Origin of the sequence: Halobellus inordinatus (assembly GCF_024498335.1) — an archaeon.
In the GTDB taxonomy this organism is placed as follows: Archaea; Halobacteriota; Halobacteria; order Halobacteriales; family Haloferacaceae; genus Haloquadratum; species Haloquadratum inordinatus.
Genome location: NZ_CP101825.1, coordinates 1,760,745 through 1,777,762, shown reverse-complemented (window position 1 = coordinate 1,777,762; position 17,018 = coordinate 1,760,745). Strand labels below are relative to the sequence as shown.

14 protein-coding genes are annotated in these 17,018 nt (G+C 65.5%); 9 read left to right on the top strand and 5 right to left on the bottom strand.

All coding sequences use genetic code 11. From position 1 onward, the window contains the following. The first annotated feature begins 166 nt into the window (after window positions 1-166). The 8 genes from NO362_RS09175 to NO362_RS09140 all read left to right on the top strand — a co-directional run bounded on the left by NO362_RS09175 (window position 167) and on the right by NO362_RS09140 (window position 7,827). Window positions 167-1,591 (top strand): acetate--CoA ligase family protein, encoded by a 1,425-nt coding sequence (locus NO362_RS09175; RefSeq protein WP_256544992.1) that lies wholly within the window; start codon window positions 167-169, stop codon window positions 1,589-1,591. Then, window positions 1,584-2,291, top strand: a complete 708-nt coding sequence (locus NO362_RS09170) for an acetate--CoA ligase family protein (RefSeq protein ID WP_256290658.1) — start codon at window positions 1,584-1,586, stop codon at window positions 2,289-2,291. The genes NO362_RS09175 and NO362_RS09170 overlap by 8 nt, the downstream gene beginning before the upstream one ends. Further along, on the top strand, window positions 2,291-2,692 hold the full coding sequence (locus NO362_RS09165) for an acyl-CoA thioesterase (protein WP_256544991.1): 402 nt from the start codon (window positions 2,291-2,293) through the stop codon (window positions 2,690-2,692). Before NO362_RS09170 ends, NO362_RS09165 begins: the two co-directional genes overlap by 1 nt. Before the next feature lie 274 nt (window positions 2,693-2,966). Continuing rightward, entirely contained in the window at window positions 2,967-3,164 is a 198-nt protein-coding gene (locus NO362_RS09160) for a hypothetical protein (protein WP_256544990.1), read from the top strand. A gap of 148 nt (window positions 3,165-3,312) precedes the next feature. Then, window positions 3,313-4,389 (top strand): cupin domain-containing protein, encoded by a 1,077-nt coding sequence (locus NO362_RS09155; protein ID WP_256544989.1) that lies wholly within the window; start codon window positions 3,313-3,315, stop codon window positions 4,387-4,389. Between the two features lie 177 nt (window positions 4,390-4,566). After that, window positions 4,567-5,889 carry an ABC transporter substrate-binding protein gene (locus tag NO362_RS09150; protein ID WP_256544988.1) on the top strand — a complete coding sequence of 441 codons (1,323 nt, stop codon included), beginning with the start codon at window positions 4,567-4,569 and terminating at the stop codon, window positions 5,887-5,889. Between the two features lie 34 nt (window positions 5,890-5,923). Next, window positions 5,924-6,805: a branched-chain amino acid ABC transporter permease gene (locus NO362_RS09145; protein WP_256544987.1), complete on the top strand. Its 882-nt coding sequence runs from the start codon at window positions 5,924-5,926 to the stop codon at window positions 6,803-6,805. After that, window positions 6,805-7,827, top strand: coding sequence for a branched-chain amino acid ABC transporter permease (locus NO362_RS09140; RefSeq protein ID WP_256544986.1), 1,023 nt, complete (start codon window positions 6,805-6,807; stop codon window positions 7,825-7,827). Before NO362_RS09145 ends, NO362_RS09140 begins: the two co-directional genes overlap by 1 nt. 172 nt (window positions 7,828-7,999) lie before the next feature. Here NO362_RS09140 and NO362_RS09135 read toward each other — a convergent pair whose 3' ends face one another. From NO362_RS09135 to NO362_RS09120, 4 genes are all read right to left on the bottom strand, one after another. Further along, complete coding sequence (locus tag NO362_RS09135; protein ID WP_343218096.1) at window positions 8,000-8,698, bottom strand: ABC transporter ATP-binding protein; 699 nt, start codon at window positions 8,696-8,698, stop codon at window positions 8,000-8,002. Between the two features lie 166 nt (window positions 8,699-8,864). Further along, a complete protein-coding gene (locus NO362_RS09130; RefSeq protein WP_121570199.1) occupies window positions 8,865-9,743 on the bottom strand; it encodes a fumarylacetoacetate hydrolase family protein in 879 nt (292 codons plus the stop codon). 127 nt (window positions 9,744-9,870) lie between these two features. Further along, complete coding sequence (locus NO362_RS09125) at window positions 9,871-10,770, bottom strand: SDR family oxidoreductase (protein ID WP_256544984.1); 900 nt, start codon at window positions 10,768-10,770, stop codon at window positions 9,871-9,873. A 1-nt stretch (window position 10,771) separates the two neighbouring features. Then, entirely contained in the window at window positions 10,772-12,271 is a 1,500-nt protein-coding gene (locus NO362_RS09120; RefSeq protein ID WP_256544983.1) for an aldehyde dehydrogenase family protein, read from the bottom strand. Window positions 12,272-12,530: 259 nt separating this feature from the next. Between NO362_RS09120 and NO362_RS09115 the strand changes: the two genes are divergently transcribed. Beyond that, window positions 12,531-13,733 (top strand): MFS transporter, encoded by a 1,203-nt coding sequence (locus NO362_RS09115; protein ID WP_256544982.1) that lies wholly within the window; start codon window positions 12,531-12,533, stop codon window positions 13,731-13,733. A gap of 75 nt (window positions 13,734-13,808) precedes the next feature. Here NO362_RS09115 and NO362_RS09110 read toward each other — a convergent pair whose 3' ends face one another. Continuing rightward, window positions 13,809-16,895: an FAD-binding and (Fe-S)-binding domain-containing protein gene (locus NO362_RS09110; protein WP_256544981.1), complete on the bottom strand. Its 3,087-nt coding sequence runs from the start codon at window positions 16,893-16,895 to the stop codon at window positions 13,809-13,811. Window positions 16,896-17,018 lie beyond the last annotated feature (123 nt).

The window sequence follows — 17,018 nt, the reverse complement described above, 5'->3', positions numbered from 1 at the left end:
ACGCAGATAAACTTACGGAATGTGCAAGCAGGTCACACTGTGGAAAGCACGTCAACCGGATGCCCGGCTGCTTGCTCGTTGACGGTTCGCTCGTCAACGAGTCGGACAGTCGCCGACCGTGAACAGTAGGGAAAACGCTTTGATGGTGTTGAGTATATGTGCGAGCGTGACTCTAACACAGATGTTCGAACCCTCGGCGGTCGCCGTCGTCGGCGCCTCGAAGGTCGAGGGAAAGATCGGGTACGAAGCGATGGCGAACGCCGCCCTATTCGACGGACCGGTGTATCCGGTGAACCCCTCAGCGTCGGGCGAGCTGTTCGGATCGGAGTTCGTCTCGTCAGTGACCGACATCGACGACGACGTGGATCTCGCGCTCTGCTGTGTCCCGGGACCGGCCGTCCCCGACGTGCTCGAAGAGTGCGGTGAGGCGGGCGTCGGCGCCGTCGTCCTCTATTCGAGCGGCTTCGCCGAAGCGGGCGACGAAGGCGAGGAGCTACAGGAGACGATCGTCGAAATCGCCGACGAACACGGTATCTCACTGCTCGGGCCGAACACGAGCGGCTTCCTGGTGCCGGCGCGAAACCTCCGCTGTTCGTTCGCCAGCGGCGTCGAGGAGATCCCGGCCGGGAACACCGCGATCCTCGCGCAAAGCGGTGGCGTCGCGCATACGCTCGCGTACCAGTCGCGACGCCAGGGCCGCGGCATCTCGGCGATGGTTGGACTCGGGAACCGCGCCAACGTCGGCTTCGCCGAGACGATCGAGTACTTCGACGGGGACGAGAACACGGACGCCATCGTCCTGCACGTCGAGGGGACCGACGACGGTCGGGGTCTCCTCGAAGCCTGCCGCGCGAGCGACACGCCGGTCATCGCCTACAAGGTCGGTCAATCCGACGTCGGCGACTTCGCCGAGTCCCACACGGGCGCGCTCACGGGCGATCACGAACTCTACACCGCGGGCTTCGCGCAGTACGGCACGCCGACGGTCGACGCCACCGACGACCTGATGGACGCGGCCGCGGCGCTGGGCGACTGTCCGACGCCGGGCGGACCGAACGTCGGTGTCGTCACTGCGCAGGCCGGCCCGGGGATCATCATCACCGATCGGATCCAGCGCGCCGGCGGCCGGCTGCCGAAGCTCTCGGAATCGACCCAAGAGCGCGTCGACGAGATCCTGCCGGGCGTGACCTACGCCGACAACCCCGTCGACACCGGTCGGCCGATGCCCGAGTTCGGTGAGATCGTGACGGCCGTCGCCGAGGACGACCGCATCGACATCGTGCTCGTCTACGAACTGTTCGAGGAGGCGCTGGGCCTCCCAGTCGAGGACCTCGACGGGCTCGCCGAGCGGGTCGGCAAGCCGGTCCTGTTCGCGACCGAGGGAATCGAGGAGACGCTCGCCGAGGAGCGCGAGGCGCTCGAAGCCGCCGGCGTCCCGACGTTCGCGACGCCCGAGCGCGCCGCCGACGCCGCGGGCACGCTGGCTCGCTACGCGCAACTCCAGGCGGGCCAGCCCGCGACTGACGGGGGGACCGAGACCACGCCCGCTGTAGGCGACGCCGCCGAACCGGAGGTGACCGCCGATGAGTGAGGAGACGCCGGCGCCCATCGCGGCCGCACGGGAAGATGGCCGTCACACGCTGACCGAGGCCGAGGGGAAGGAACTCCTCGCGTCGGCCGGCATCGACACGCCCTCGTTCGCGGTGTGTGCCGACGCCGACGCCGCCGTCGACGCGGCCGAGGATATCGGCTACCCGGTCGTCGTAAAGGTCTCCTCGCCCGCGGTCACGCACAAGAGCGACTGGGCCGGCGGCATCGGTGTCGCGGTCGGACTGGACTCGGCTGACGCGGTTCGGGATGCCGCAGACGAGATCCTCACGACCGCAGACGAGCGCGGGATCGACGCCGACGTCCTCGTCGAGGAGGCGATGGACCTCGACCGCGGGACCGAAGTGATCGTCGGCGGTATCCGCGATCCGTCCTTTGGGCCGGTCGTACTCACGGGGCTCGGAGGCGTGTTCACGGAGATATTCGAGGACACCAGCCACCGGATCGCCCCGATCGACCGCGCCGAGGCCCGCTCGGCGATCGAGGAACTCCAGTCCCTGCCGCTACTCGAAGGGTACAGGGGAAGCGAGCCGGCGGACGTCGATGCGCTCGCGGATGCGATCGCCACCGTCGGCGACCTCGTCACCGAGCACCCGATCGCCGAACTGGACGTCAATCCCGTCTTGGCGACAACCGATGGAGTGATAGCACTCGACGCGCTCGTCGTACTGGAGGATCACTAATGTTCGAACGTATCTGGACAGTCCGGTTCTCGGACACCGATCCCTTCGGCATCGCCCACTATCCGCGTATCGTGGATGCGCTCCACGAGACGTCAGATATGTTTATGCAGGAGATCGGCTACCCATTCTGGGAGCTCTCGCAGGAGCACGACTTCGGGCTGCCGCTGGTCGAGATGAACTTCGAGTTCAGGAACCCCATCAACGCCGGCGACGACGTTCGAGTCACGCTGACGCCGGACGTCGGGAGTCGCAGCGTTCGCTTCAACTACGAGGCCTACGTCGATGACACGCTCGCGTTCGAGGGCTACGAACAGCGAGTCTGTGCGGAGGTCGGCGGCGGGAGCGCGATCGAACTGCCCGAAGACCTCCGAGACTCGCTTCTCGAATACGCCGACGACTAATACTGTCGGTCAGAGCGATGTGAAAATCATCGGCACCCCGTGGGTGCCAAAATGGTTCACGAACCTCCATCCGACAGTATAAGCCCGTCGCGACTCCCTGCTCAGCCATCTCTCGTGTATTCACAAGACCGTACGCCCGACCGAAGACAGTGTTCGATGGGGGGCGCGAAGACCTACAAACGCTACTTTCGCGCCTGCAACTCGCCGCGGATTCGCCGTGTCGATCATCGAAGGTAGCGATACGCTTTTAGGAATTACGTGGGTACGTGAAGGTATGGCGGAGTTCGAGAATCCATACGCAGCGGAGGATCCGTTCGTCGAGGCGCACTTCGATTGTCTGAACTGCGGCGGGAAACTCTGGGAGTACGGGATCCAGCGGCAGATGGTCTGTGAAGACTGCCGAGCGGTCTTCTCGACGGAGGAAGTATTCGAGCAGGCCAAAGCGAACGCGGAAGCAGAAGCGGAAGCCTGAGGGGTCGAAGAGCGGTCGAGACGGGACGATAACCAGACAGCGAAATCGGCATTTGACAGCCTCACAGCCCCCGCAGCGACGGGTCCGTCGATCGTGCAACGTGGCCACGTCCAACACACTTATTATCGCGTTTCACAATTATTTCACTATGGCAGAGCAAGAGCCAGAGGAACTCCTAGAGATGAGTTCTGACACCCGGAGTATTCTCGAGGAGCACGACCTCCAGCCGCTCTGGGAAGTCGAGGACGATATGGGGCACGTCCTCGAGGACCCGGAGGCGGACATCTGGAAGTGGGAAGACATCCAAGAGGCGATCGACGCCATCGAGCGCGACGTCCCGATCGCGGATCTGCCGCCGGGATTCCAGCGACGCGTCGCCGTCCCGATCAACACCGCCAACGCCATCTCGAACACGATCTACGTGGGCGTCCAGACGGTGTCGCCGGGCGAGACGGCACCCTCGCACCGCCACGGCGCTAACGCGCTGCGGTTCACGATCGACGGCCACGAGGATATGAAGACGGTCGTCGCGGGCGAGGAGTTCCCGATGAAGGACAACGACCTCATCACGACGCCGCAGTGGGAGTGGCACGACCACGTCAACGACGGCGACGAGACCGCCGCGTGGCTCGACGTCCTCGACCTCCCGCTCGTCCTCGACTCGCTCAACGCGAAGAACACCTTCGAGTACCACGAACTCGAACGCCAGCCCGTCACGAAGAGCCAGGGCTACTGGGAGTCTCAGTACGGCCGCGGCCGGCCGCAGGAAGACGTGAAGTCCGACGACATCCCCGGCCCGTTCGAGGGCAATATGGAGCCGACGCCGCCGTACCGCTTCAAGTGGGCGGATATGGTCCAGTCGCTCCACCAGCGCGCTGACAACGACGATCCCGACCCCAACGACGGCTACAGCCTCTCGTACGTCAACCCGGCGACGGGTCAGCCGCCGCTGTTCCCGACGATGTCGTTCCGCGCGCAGTTGATGCAGGAAGCGACCGATCCGCACTTCCACAATATGACGGAAGTGTTCTTCGTCATCGACGGTGAGGGCGCGACCCACATCGGTGACGAGGCGTTCGAGTGGAGTCAGTGGGACATCTTCATCGTCCCGCCGGACGAGATCCACCATCACGAACCGGACGGCGAAGCGACGCTGCTCGCGATGACCGATCGGCCGGTCTTCGAGGCGTTCAATCTCTACGCCGAAGCCGAACCCTCCTCGTAATTCCTGGGTAACTCCCTGATCGGACGTCCTCGCTTCGGACGTCCGGCATCGTTTCGGAACGAGCGAACGCGAACGACCGGAGAATAGTCTTTCAGAGATATCACTGGATAGACGCGTTGACGACCTGGTCTATACCATACAGTTTTATATTCCGTTATAATTATTGTCCCACACGGTATGGCTCGTGATGACACATTTCCACGACGGACGTATCTCAAAGGTGCCGGGGCTTCCGGTACGGTCGCACTAACTGGCCTCGCTGGGTGTACGCTCGGCGGCGGCGGTGACGGCGACGGTGGCGACGGTGGCGACGGCGGCGACGGCGGTGGCGATACGGGAACCGGTGGAAGCACCGACAGCGGCGAGGACACCACCCCACTGACGATCGCTGGGACCGTCCCCGAGACCGGGAGTTTCTCTTCGCTCGGACAGGACCTCAAGCGCGGGTACGAACTCGGCGTCGAGCGGATGAACGAGACACTCGACCGCGAGGTCGAACTCATTCTCCGCGACGACGAGAGCGACGCCCAGACGCTGCGCGAGCAGCTTCAGGCCATCGTCAGCAACAACGACGTGAATATGATCTGGGGGAGCTTCTCCAGCCTGCTCGTCACGGCTGGGAGCGCCTTCGCCGAGAATCAGGGCCTCCCGTTCCTCGGCATCGCCTTCGCGTACGAAGAGCCCCACCGCAACAGCAACTACGAGTGGACGTTCGCTCCGTTCCCGAAGTCCCGTGACGTCGCCCGCTCGACGCTCGGGACGATCGAACTCGTCCCCGAGGAGGACCGACCGACCAACATCGGTATCTGGGAGCCCAACTCCGGGTGGGGGAAAGAGCAGGCCGACTACTGGGAAGAGACACTCGGCGACGCGGGCTACGAAATCGTGATGCGCGAGACCTTCGAGATCGGTGCCTCGGACTTCTCGACGCTCATCTCGCAGGCCCAAAGCGCCAACGTCGAGGTGCTGCTGTCGAACCCGACGCCGGGCGGCGGCATCACCGCAGTCAACCAGATGAAGTCGAACAACTGGGCGCCGAAGATGCTCAAGTTCGTCCGCGGTGCCGACCCCTCGGCGTGGTGGTCCGCACTCGGTCAGGACGGCGCGTACGCGCTGATGTGTCCCGGCTGGGTCCCCGGCCTCACGGGCAACGGCAACCAACAGCTCCGAGAGACGTATATGTCGACCTACGAGACCGAGAGCCAGTATATGCCGGCGAACGTCGGCGGCTCGTACAACCTGACGCAGGTCGCCGAACAGGCTGTCGCCGCGGCTGGCTCCGTCGAACCGGAGGCCATTCGGGAGGCGCTCCGCAACGAGGAGTTCCAGACCGTCATCGGCACGTTCGGCTTCGAGGACAACGGACTGCCGACGGAAGGCCAACTGACGGCCCCGACCGGCCAGTGGTGGGAGGGCGCCCAGCGCCTCGCGTACCCGAACACGGACTCCGAACGCGCGCTCGACTTCAAGTACCCCATCCCGCCGTGGAGCGAGCGATGAACGCAGGGGACACCTTCGTACCCACGGCCTGACGATGGTTGCAAGCGATCTTCTGGCGCAGTCGGTCGTCAACGGGCTGCTGTTGGGCGGGATCTACGCCCTCGCAGCCCTGGGCCTCTCGCTCGTCTTCGGGATTATGGACATCGTGAATCTCGCGCACGGCCATATGCTGATGGTCGGCGCCTACGTCGCGATTCTCGTGTTCACGGCGACCGGCATCACCCCGCTCGTCGGGATGCTACTCGCGATGGCGCTGATGTTCGGCCTCGGCGTCCTCTTGCAGAAAGTGCTGCTCAAGCACGTCGTCGACGAGGGGTTAGAACAGCCGATCATCGTGCTGTTCGGCCTCGCGCTCGTCTTGCAGAACCTCGGGCGCGTCATCCTCGGCGGCGACGCCCGAACGGCCGACATCGGGATCCCCGGTAACGGGTTCGACATCGGCATCGCGTTTATGTCGTTCCCGCGGACGGTCACGTTCGTCGTGGCCGTCCTGCTCATCGTCGCCACCTGGGCGTTCCTGCAGTACACCAAGACGGGTCAGGCCATCCGCGCGACCGCCCAGAACCGCACGGCGGCGAAGTATATGGGCATCGACACCGACCAGATCTACGTCATCACGCTCGGCATCGGGACCGCACTCGCCGGCGCGGCCGGCGCGCTGCTCTCGATGCTGTTCCCGATCGACCCCTACGTCGGCTGGTCGTACCTGCTCAAAACGTTCGCCGTGGTCGTCCTCGGTGGGGTTGGCAGCGTCGTCGGGACGCTCGTCGGTGGCCTCGTGCTCGGCGTCTCGGAGAATCTCGGCGCGCTCTATCTCGGTGGCGGCTACCGCAACGTCGTGAGCCTGCTCATCTTCTTGGGCGTGCTGCTCGTCAAACCAGAAGGGCTGTTCGGTAGCTCCGGAGGTGGTGAGTAATGAGCATCTTCCAGCGCGCTCCCGGCGAATCGCTCGCCGAGGACCGTCGCGTCCAGGCGCTCGGCGTCGTCGCCGTGCTAGCGCTCGCAGTCGTCCCGTTCACCACGACCGACTCTCTGACGGGGCTCATCCTGACGGGTCTCGTCTTCGTGATGCTCGGCGTCTCCTGGAATCTGCTCGCCGGATACGCCGGCCAGATTTCGCTGGGGCACGCGGCGTTCTTCGGGATGGGCGCATTCGTTTCGGCGTGGCTGACGACACCCGCCGCAGCGGGCTTCCCCGAATCGATCCAGTTGCCGATCCTCGCGGCGGTCGTCGTCGGGGGAGTCACCGCGGCGCTCATCTCGCTCGTCATCGGGCCGATCATCTTCCGGTTGAGCGGCCACTACTTCGCCATCGGGACGCTCGCGCTGGCGGCCGTCATCGAACTGGTGATGCTGGACCGACGGGACCTGACCGGCGGCGCGACCGGCTACTACGTCAGCGGCGACCTCTCGATCGGCGAGGCCGTCTCCCACGGCGACACGATGTTCTTCCTGACGCTCATCGCTACGATCATCACGGTCGCGGCCACGTACGTCATCGTCCGCGGTCCGGCCGGACTGGGGATGAAAGCGATCCACGACGACGAGGACGCCGCGAGCAGTCTCGGCGTCAACCCGCTGAAGTACAAGATGTACGCGTTCGTCGTCTCCTCGTTCTTCGCGGGGATCGCCGGCGCGCTGTATGGCCACTACACGCTCTACATCAACGCCCAGTCGACGCTCGCCGTCACGTGGACGATCGACTCGCTCGTCATCGTCATTCTTGGCGGGATGGGAACCTTCGCCGGGCCGTTCTTCGGCGCGGCGCTGTTTTTACTCCTCGACAACGGTCTCTCGGCGATCGTTGGTGGGTTCTCCTCTGCGGTCGAGGGGATTCTCATCATCCTCTTCATCATCTTCCTCCCCACGGGGCTCTACGGCCTCATCAAGGAGTATCTCGTCGAGGAAACCACCGACACGGACGCCGCGACCGAGTAGGTCGGCGTGTCACTCCCGACGTCGTTACGAGCCTCTCGTCTTCTCCGTTTGCTCTGCGCTCTCGGTGCGCTATCGCAGCCGCTCTGTGAGATTCGGGGTGGTCTCTCAGGACGATCCGCGAGAAAGCGACTGTGAGTGACGGCCAAACTGATCGCAGAAAAGACTGCTCCGCTCAGGCGCCGAGGTAGGATTCTTCGACGCGTTCGTCGCGTGCGAGTTCTTCGGCCGTTCCTGACAGCGCGATTTCGCCGGTCTTGATGACGTAGCCGCGGTCGGCGACGCGGAGTGCGTTGTAGATGTCCTGCTCGACGAGGAGAACGGTCGTCCCCTCGTCGTTGATGCGCTGGATGGCCTCGAAGACGTCGTCGACGAGGACGGGCGCGAGTCCGAGACTGGCCTCGTCGAGCAGCAGGAGATCGGGTTCGCTCATCAGACCGCGACCGATCGCGAGCATCTGCTGCTCGCCGCCCGAGAGCGTCCCGGCCTGCTGGTTCGAGCGCTCTTCGAGCCGTGGGAAGATGTCGTAGATGTCTTCGAGGCGCTCTTTCAGCCGACTGCGATCGAGATACGCGCCCAGTTCGAGGTTCTCGCGAACGGTACTCTCGGTGAACACCTCGCGGCCCTCGGGGACGTGGGCGACACCCCTGGCGACGACCTCCTCGTGAGGGAGGTCGCCGATCGATTCGCCCTTGTAGCGGATCTCGCCGTCCATCGGGGCGAGGTCGCCACAGATGGTCTTCAGCGTCGTCGTCTTTCCAGCCCCGTTCGCACCGAGCAAGGCCACAGTCTCGCCCTCCTCGACCGTGAGGCTCACGTCCCACAGCACCTGTACGTTGCCGTACGCGACGTCTATCGAATCTACTTCGAGCAGTGACATCGAATACCACGTCATTCGTCGTGACCTTTCTTAAGCCTACCTTTCGGAGATGCAGATCTATGATAGACTGCGCGTCGAGGTAGCGCTGCCGCTCTGTCGGCCGTGCCTGGAAAAAACGAAGAACGGTTCGAACGTCGCCGCGGCGAGCGGCGCGAGGGAGTTACTCCTGTCCGCCCTTCTGGACGTCGGCTTCGGCGTAGCTGACGTCGCGACCGGTGACGTCGACGGTCATCGAGCCGACGTCTTCGATTTCGGCGTCGATGGTGTCGCCGTCGTGGAGTTCGCTCACGCCTTCGGGTGTGCCCGTCGTGATGACGTCGCCGACTTCAAGCGTCGCGCCGAGGGAGGCGTACTGAACGACGTCCGCGCACGTGTAGACCATATCGCCGGTGTTCTCGTACTGGCGGCGCTCGCCGTTGAGCTGGAGCTCCATCTGGAGGTCCTGGGGGTCGTCGATCTCGTCGGCCGTGACGACGCACGGACCGATGACGGTGAACGTGTCGTAGGACTTGCGGTTCGAGCGGTCCTGGTCGCCGCGCAGCGAGATGTCGAGCAGGATCGTGTATCCGAAGATGTGGTCCCACGCTTCCTCGGCGGAGACGTCTTTCGCCTCCTCACCCATTACGAACGCGAGTTCGATCTCGTGGTCCGTCCGACGGTCGTTGAACGGCAGTTCGATGCCGTGGTCGGGGCCGACGACGCTGGAGGGCGCTTTCAGGAAGTAGCCCTTGTCCTTGATCGAGAACCACTCTTCGGTGGTGATGTCCTTGTCGGAGATGGCCTCCTCGATGTGGTTCTCGTAGTTCAGCGGCGCGGCGATGACCTTGCCCGGGCGGCCGACGGGCGAGCCGATCTCGACGTCTTCGACGTCGTAGTCGGGGTCTTCGTCTTCGTACTCGGAGGCGTCGTAGTCGCCCTCCATATACTCGACGAGCGGCTCGTCGCCCTCGAGACCGAGCCGGTCCGAGAGGTCGATGACGCCCTCTCCATCGTCTGTAAGCAGTCCGAGTTTATCGTCGTCGTAGCGGACGAAGCGCATACGCAATTCATCGTCGGAATCAGTGATAAAAGATGCCTTTCGCCTCTCCGAGCGGCGGTGGCTAGAGAGCGGCGTCGGTGCCGACGCGCCCGCACTTACGGGAATAGCGGGCCGAACGCCGGCGTTCTCACAGGTAGCTGTCGGTCCGCGCCAACTCGATGTCCGCGGCGACGTCCTCGCGGAAGTGCTCGACGAGTGAATCGAGCGTCCACCCTTCGGGATTGACACCGACGGCCTCCATCGCCGGGTCCGAGAAGACGCCGACGCGGTCGCCCCCGGCGTACAGCGTACACCCCGTGAGGTCTTCGGCGTGCTCGCTGGCCAGGAACGCGACGAGCGGTGCGACCTTCTCGGGCGGCATCTCCGCCTCGGTGTAGGGGCGGTGCTCTTCGGGCACCGTCTCGGTCATCCGCGTGTAGCCGTTCGGAATCAGGGCGTTGACCCGGACGTCCGAGCGGACCAGTTCAGTCGAAACTGAGCGAACCATCCCGAGGATCCCTGCTTTCGCCGCAGCGTAGTTGGCCTGCCCGAGGCTGCCGCGGGCCGCCCCGGCGCTGACCGCGAGATACGAGCGCTGTCGGTCGAAGCCGTCGTCGCCGGCGGCCTTGTTCGCCTCGCGCCAGTGGGCGGCGGCGGCGCGGAGCGGTGCAAACTGGCCGGTGAGGTTGTTCTCGATGACGGCCGTCCAGTCCTCCGGCGAGAGCTTGTAGCTGAGCCCGTCCCGGAGAATGCCCGCGAAGTTACAGACGAAGTCGACGCGGCCGTACTCCGCGACGGTGTCCGCGATGAGCGTCTCCGCGTACGCGAAGTCGCTCACGTCGCCGTGGTGGGCCATCGCGGTTCCGCCGCGCTCGCGGATCTCGGCGGCGACGCCCTCGGGGACGGACGGGTCGCTGCCTGTCCCGTCGACCTCAGTGCCGAGGTCGTTGACCACGACGCGCGCGCCGTGGTCTGCGAGTTCGTATGCCGCCTGCTCGCCGAGGCCGTTGCCGCCGCCGGCAACGATGCACACCGCGTCTTCGATCATCTTAGAACGGGAACTCGCGCGGCTCGTGCTGCAGCGAGATCCACTTCTTCTCGGTGACCTCGTCGAGGAAGTCCTCGCTGTTGTAGCCGCCGATGCCCGACGCGCCCGTCCCGCTGAACGGGACGTGCGCCTCGTCGTTGACGGGCTGGTCGTTGACGTGGACCATTCCCGTCTCGAGCTGGTTCGCGATGCGCTTGCCCGCGCCGACGTCGCCGGCGTGGACCGAGCCGGAGAGGCCGTACTCGGTGTCGTTTGCGAGTTCGATCGCCTCGTCGACGTCCGAGAACGGAATCACGGGGGCGATGGGGCCGAAGTGCTCGTTGCAGGCGGCCGCCATATCGTTCGTCGCGTCCGAGAGCACCGTCGGCTCGACGACCAGCGAGTCCTCGACGCCGTCGATTTCGACGACGTCGCCGCCGGTTTCGAGCGTCGCGCCCGCTTCGACCGTCCGCTCGACGTAGTCGAGCATCTCGTCGCGCTGGGACTCGTCGATGATGGGGCCGACGACGACGTGCTCGTGAGCGCTCCCGGCCGGGAGCTGGGAGGCGCGCTCGGTTAGCTTCTCGACGTACTCGTCGTAGACGTCCTCGTGGACGAGGTGGCGGTTGATGGAGATGCAGACCTGCCCCTGGTGGATGAACGACCCGAAGACGCCGGCGTCGACCGCGGCGTCGACGTCGGCCTCGTCGGTGACGATGTGGGCGTTGTTGCCGCCGAGTTCCATCGCCGGGACGGCGAGGTTCTCCGCCGCGGTGGCGGCGACCCGGCGACCGACCTCGGTCGAACCGGTGAACGCGACGACGTCGCTCTCCTCGTGGCCGGCGACGCGGTCGCCGATTTCGGAGCCCTTGCCGGTGACGACGTTGACGACGCCCTCGGGGAAGCCGGCCTCCTCGAACAGGCGCGCGAACAGCAGTCCGCCGATGACCGGGGTGTTCGTCGCCGGCTTGAGGACGACCGTGTTACCGGCCGCGACGGCGGGGACGACCGCGCGCGCGGAGAGGTTCAGCGGGAAGTTCCACGGCGAGATGACCGTGACGACGCCCTTCGCCTCGCGCTCGACGATGTTCTCCTTGCCGGGGATGTTCGAGGCGGCGTGCTCGCCTTTCATCCGGCGCGGAAGCGTCGCGGCCTCACCGATCTGGTCCTGCGTGAGCTCGAACCCGGTGTCCGATACACCTTGCATCGCACCCGCTTCGGTGGTGTAGAGCTCGACGATCTCCTCTTTGTGCTCTGCCATCACCTGCTGAAGGCTGTGGATGAGCTGTTCGCGCTCGGCCGGCGGCGTCTGGGCCCATTCGGACTGGGCCTCCGCCGCGGCTTCGTAGGCGGCGTCGACGTCCGCCTCGGTGGCGCGGGGGACCTCCGTGACGACCTCGCGCGTCGAGGGGTCCTCGACTTCGAGCGTCTCGCCGCTCTCAGCGTCGACCCACTCGCCGCCGATATAGAGTTGACTCCAGTCGTCGTCGATACTGTATCCTGACTGGCCTTCGAGTGCCATACTCCTAGAGTCTCGGGATTCACTAATGAAAGTTTGGTCAGATAGCCGTTTTTACCGGCTGTCGTCGGGCTACACTGTCGAATTCTCGTACCGACTGGTGAGACGACGTGTCGAATCTGTCACGCCATTTGGGACACACATCTGTATGGGAAAATAATAAGAGACACTGGAGGGTTCTTACGCCAGAGCCCTCGATTCGCGGTCGCTGTCCGGCGACTCCGCAGCGACGCCCGCGATCGGGATGCGATAGGTCCCAGCGATGAACGACGAACACGACTCCGCGTTCGATTCGGTGACTAGTTGGATCATTGCGGCGCTCGGACTACTCGTACTCGTGCTCGTCTGGGGCGTGATCTTCACGTTTACTGTCTACTCACAGGCACTCGGCAACGCGTTCGGACTGTCGAGTCTCCGGCTCTCGTCCATCTTTTCGATCACGACGGCGGCGTTCTACATCGCGGGCGGGACGATCGGGATCCTGATCGCGCGCGTGCCGCTTCGCCCGGTCGTCGCCACGGCCGGCGCGGTCTTCGGCGTCGCGATCGGACTCTTGCAGATCTCGTCGTCGTATCTCGGACTCGCGGTCGTATTCGGGCTATTGGGGACGGCGGGAGGCACGATGTTCGTGATCGTCATCTCGCTCGTGCCGCAGTGGTTCGAGCAGTACGAGGGCCGCGCAATGGGGATCACGATGGCAGGCAACGGCCTCGGGATTTTCGTGTTGCCGCCGGTCTGGGTGTGGTTGCTCGAACGGACGGGCATCCGGGAGGCGTTCGTCGTCGTCGGGGGCGCGACGGTACTCGTAATTCTCGTCGCCGCCGTCGTCTACCGCCGGCCGCCGGAACTCCGCGCGCAGGGTACCGCACCGGTCGACGTCGCGTGGCTCCGGTCGAACCTGACCGACGGCCGATTCGTGTCCAGCCTCGTCGGCTTCGCGCTCCTGTGGAGTTGGTACTTCCTCCTCTCGGCGGACCTCGTGGGCATTCTCACCACGGGCGGGATCTCCCGAGCGGTCGCCGCCACCGCGTTCGGCATCGTGGGCGGCGTCAGCGTCGTCGCCCGCGTCGCCAGCGGTGAGTTCGCCGATCGCATCGGGATGCGGGTGACGCTGGCCGTCGGAACGCTCCTCGCGGCGGCCGGGATGGTCGTCCTCCCGTGGACGGGCACGAAACCGCTGATGTACGTGCTGCTCGTGACGTTCGGGATCGGACTCGGAGCGATCGCGCCGCTGTTCTCGCCGATCATCATCGAGCGGTTCGGCCCGGCGAACGCGACCGCCATCGTCGGGGTGTTCACGGTCGCCGAAGCGGCGACCGCCTTCCTCGTCCCGATCGGGCTGAACCTCCTCTTGGGAGTGACGAACGGGTACGTCGTCCCGTTGCTTACCGTCGGCGGGCTGACGCTCCTCGGTGCGGGGCTGTTCTACCGGGGGACGGCTCCGAAAACGAGTCCGCAACTGTAACTGCAATCGCACCGGACGAGAACGCCCGCGACCGCGGCCGCGACGAATCGTGTTCCGGCTACCGCCTCTGACCGGCTACCGACCGGCCAGTCCGGCCGCGAGCGCCTCGATCGGCGTCGGCGGCTCGTCGTGGCTTCCGTCGTGACCGGGGAACAAGGCCGGGTCGGCACTCGCCCCGAGATCGTTGAGTTGCGTCCGGCAGGACGCGCCGGGCGCGACGACCGATTCCGCCTCGCTGTCGTCGACTTGGCCCTTGAGCGTCTCGCCGATCGCCTCGCTCATCGCGCGGTGTTCGGACTCGTAGCCGAACGTCCCGGCCATCCCACAGCAGCCCGAGTCCAGCGGATCCACGCGGTAGCCCGCCCGCCGGAGCACGCCGACCGCGTGGTGGTCCTTCTTCGTCGCCTTCTGGTGACAGTGGCCGTGGTACGCGATCGAGCGGTCGGGGGCGTCGAAGTCGATCTGCTCGTCGAGTCGATACGTGTCGAGGTACTCACAGACGCCGTAACTGTTCGCCTGTACCGTCTCGACGTCGCTGCCCGAGAGCAGGTCGCCGTAGTCTGACTGCAGCATCACCGCGTCGGAGGGTTCGGGGACGACGACGTCCCACCCGTTCTCGATCCGCGGGACGAGCGCGTCGACCGTCTCCGCCGCCGTCTCGCGGGCGACGTCGAGGAAGCCCTTCGAGAACGCCGGCCGCCCCACGTCGGTGACGTCTGCGACTTCGACGTGGACGCCCGCGGCTTCGAGCACTTCCACGGACGCCTTCCCGACGTCGGGGTGACTGTAGTTCGTGTACGTGTCCGGGATCAGGAGGACGTGGCGGTCGGCCTCGTCGGCGGTGACCCGGGATCCACCGCGCTTTTTGAACCACTTCTGGACCGTCTCGCGCTCGAACGTGGGGAGCGTGCGGTCGCTCGCGATGCCGATGGTCTGTTCCATCACGGCGCGCGCGCCGGGCACCTTCGACGCCCAGTTCGAGACGGGTGCGAACGTGCTCCCGAGTTTCGCTAAGACGTCGAAGTTGGCGAACATCTTCGAGCGCAGCGAGGAGCCGTGTTCCTCGTGGTAGGCGTGAGTCACCTCGGCTTTGAGCTTCGCGAGGTCGACCTCGCTCGGACAGTCGTTCGCACAGCCCTTACAGCCGATACAGAGGTCCATCACCTCGGTGACGAACTCCTCGTCGGTCGGGTCGTCCGGGAGGTCGCCGCTCATCGCCTGCCGGAGCATATTCGCTCGGCCGCGCGTGGCGGTAATCTCCTCGTCGGCCGCGCGGTAGGTCGGACACATCACGCCGCCCTCGGTCTGCTGGGTGCGGCAGCCACCGCAGCCGTGACAGAGTTCGACCATCCCCTGCATTCCGTTCTCGTTGTCCCACTCCAGCGCCGAGTCGAAGCCGGCGTCGAACTCGTACTCGGGATCGAACCGGAGGTTCTCGGTGAGCGAGACGTCGCCGCAGACCTGGCCGGGGTTGAGCAGCCAGTCGGGGTCGAACGCGGTCTTGAGATCCTGGAACGCGTCCCAGAGCTGATCGCCGTAGAGCTTCCGGTTCCACTGGGTTCGCGCGCGGCCGTCGCCGTGCTCGCCGGAGACCGAGCCACCGAGTTCGACGACGAGGTCGGTCACGGCCTCGCCGATGGCCTGCATCGCGTCCAGATCCGCCTGCGACTTCGTGTTGACGAGCGGGCGGACGTGCAGGACGCCGGGGCCGGCGTGGGCGTAGAACGACGCGAAGGTGTCGTGCTCTTCGAGGACCGACTGGAACTCGGTGACGAACCTCGGGAGGTGCTCCGGCGGAACGGCGCAGTCTTCGAGGAAGCTGATGTGTTTCGCGTCGCTGGTGCGTCCCAGCAGGATCGGGAGGCCGGACTTCCGGAGCTTCCAGAGTTCCTTCCGGTCTGCCTTCTCGTGGGCCTCTAGCGCGTCGAACGCGAATCGTTCGGCGTCGGTATCCGTCGCGTCGTCGCTGTCGCCGCGACCGGGTACGCGGTCTTCGAGGAGCTTCCGAACCTTCTCGCGGCCGTCCTCGTCGTCTTCGGCGTAGAACTCCACGAGGAGTGCGGCCTCCGTCCGGTCGGGGAGTTTCCCGGCGACGTCGGCGAACTCCGTCGTGTTCGAGGCCAGCCCGATGAGTACGTCGTCGATGAGCTCGACCGCCGCGGGATCGTGCTCCAGCACGTGCACGACATCGCTGACGGTGTCGACGACGCTGTCGTACGTCAAGAGCGCGACCGACTTCGTCTCCGGAAGCGGTTCCAGCGAGACGGTCGCCTCGGTGACGACCGCGAGCGTCCCTTCGGAGCCGGCGAGCAGGCGCGCGAGGTTGACGACGCCCTCCTCGCCGTATTCGCCCTCGGCTTCGGCGAGCAGGCGGTCGAGGTTGTAGCCCGAGACGTTCCGCTTCATCTCGGGGTAGCGCTTGTGGATCTCCTCGGCCTGTTCGTCGAGGACCTCGATCACCCCGGCGGCGATCTTCGCCTCGGCGTCGCCGTCGGGGTCGGCCCGCTCGCGTAATTCGTCGACGCTGACCTCACCGAAGGTCGTGACAGTGCCGTCCGAGAGGACGACCTCGACTTCCTCGACGTAGTGATCGGTCTTCTCGTAGACGAGCGAGTGCGCGCCGGTGGAGTTGTTGCCGATCGCGCCGCCGATGGCGCTCCGGTTACCGGCCGCCGGGTCGGGGCCGAACGTCAGGCCGTACTCGGCCGCCTGATCGTTGAGCGTCGCGAGGATGGCCCCAGACTGAACGTGCGCCTCTCGCGCGTCGGGGTCGACGTCGTACACGGCGTCCATATGGCGCGAGAAGTCGAGGACGACGGCCTCGTTGACCGTCTGGCCGGCGAGGCTCGTCCCGCCGCCGCGGGGGAGCACCGGAATCTCCTCTTTGGCGCAGTAGGAGACGACGCTCGCGACGTCGTCGGTCGAAGTCGGGAAGACGACGCCGATAGGCGTCACCTCGAACGCGCTGGCGTCGGTGGCGTACATCTGCCGAGTGTAGGTGTCGAAGCGGACTTCACCGTCGACGCGTTTCGAGAGCGCGTCGACCAGATCCGGCCGTTCGACCTCCTCGGAGACGTACTGGTAGTTCGAACGGGCGTCTCTCGCCGGGTCGGCGGTGGCTACACCGCCGTCGGGAACGGCATCGCTGTCGCGGTCAGACATATGCGTACTACTGAGGGTAACTATCACTTATACCCGCCGTTGTCGGCACACCGTGAACGCTTCTCGTGACGCTCTCTATCACGGACAACCGCCATAGATACTGTTTTCACACGGTAGCGACAT